1 protein-coding gene is annotated in these 1,409 nt (G+C 71.3%); it reads right to left on the reverse strand.

Annotated features, from left to right (window positions below; genetic code table 11):
• Positions 1 to 1,409, reverse strand: a 1,409-nt coding sequence (locus EV683_RS14225; RefSeq protein ID WP_131863226.1) for a phosphoenolpyruvate carboxylase, incomplete at both ends; no start/stop codon positions are given.

The following is a 1,409-nucleotide window of genomic DNA, read 5'->3' on the forward strand; positions in this document are numbered from 1 at the left end:
GTCAGGTGCGTCGCCGTCAGCACCTCGCCGGCGTCGTCCGGCGCCGCGCGCAAGCGGCGCAGCAGCTCGACCTGCAGCAGGTTCAGCGCGTTCAGGTACGGCAGCCGCGTCTCCAGGCTGCGCGCCAGCGCCGCGTTCGCCTCCAAGAGCTTGCCCTGCCCGGTGATCGCGTAAAAGGCGTTCTGCGTCTTCTGCCACTCGTCCTCGATGCGCGCCAGCAGCGCCTCGGCCAGCGCGCCGTCCGCCACCAGGCTGGCGTAGCGCCGCGCGATCGTCAGGTCGGCCTTCGCCAGCACCTGCTCCATGTTCGACAGCACCACCTGGAAGAACGGCGACGCGCGGTACAGCCGCTGCAGCCGCTCCAGCCCCGCCTCGCCGTGCCGCGCCAGGTACGCCGCCACCGCCGAGCCGACGCCGTACCAGCCCGGCAGCATCACCCGCGACTGCGACCACGAGAACACCCACGGGATCGCCCTCAGGTCCTTGATGCTCGCCAGGCTCTTGCGCGACGCCGGACGGCTGCCGATGTTCAGCTTGGCGATCTCGTTGATCGGCGTGGCGGCCAGGAAGTAGTCCATGAAGCCGTCGCTCTCGACCAGCGCACGGTAGGCGGCGAACGCGTCGCGCGACAGCTCGTCGAACACCGCGCCGTCGGCCGCGTCGACCTGGTGCTCGGTCAGCGTCGCCTCCAGCGTCGCCGCCACCAGCGCCTCCAGGTGGCCGGCGCCGATGTCCGGGTCGGCGAACTTGGACGAGATCACCTCGCCCTGTTCGGTGATGCGGATGCGCCCGGCCACGCTGCCGGCCGGCTGCGCCATGATCGCCTCGAACGACGGGCCGCCGCCGCGGCCGACCGAGCCGCCGCGGCCGTGGAACAGCTGCAGCTTGACCCCGGCCGCCGCGAACGACGCCACCAGCCGCTGCTCGGCCTGGTACAGCTCCCACTGGCTGGTGAAGTAGCCGCCGTCCTTGTTGCTGTCCGAGTAGCCGAGCATCACCTCCTGCACGTCGCCGCGGCTCCTCAGCAGCTCGCGGTACCACGGCTGCGCGAACAGCGCGTCCATCACGCCGGCCGCGCCCTGCAGGTCGGCGATGGTCTCGAACAGCGGCACCAGGTTCAGCCGCGACACCGGCCGCCCGGCCTCGTCGAGGCGGATCAGCCCGGTTTCCTTGCCGATCAGCGCCAAGGCCAGCACGTCGGACACCGACGCGCAGTTGGAGATGATGCTCTGGCGGATCGCGTCGACGCCGAACTGCTCCTGGATCTTCGCCGCCTCGCGGAAGATCGCCAGCTCCTTGGCGGTCTCCGCGCTGTACTGCACGTACGGCGAGTACAGCAGCCGCGGCGTCGCCAGCTCGCGACTGAGCACGCGCACGCGCGCCGCCTCGTCGAGCGCGCCGTATTCCTC

The organism is Crenobacter luteus, from assembly GCF_004345725.1.
Taxonomy (GTDB): domain Bacteria; phylum Pseudomonadota; class Gammaproteobacteria; order Burkholderiales; family Chromobacteriaceae; genus Crenobacter; species Crenobacter luteus.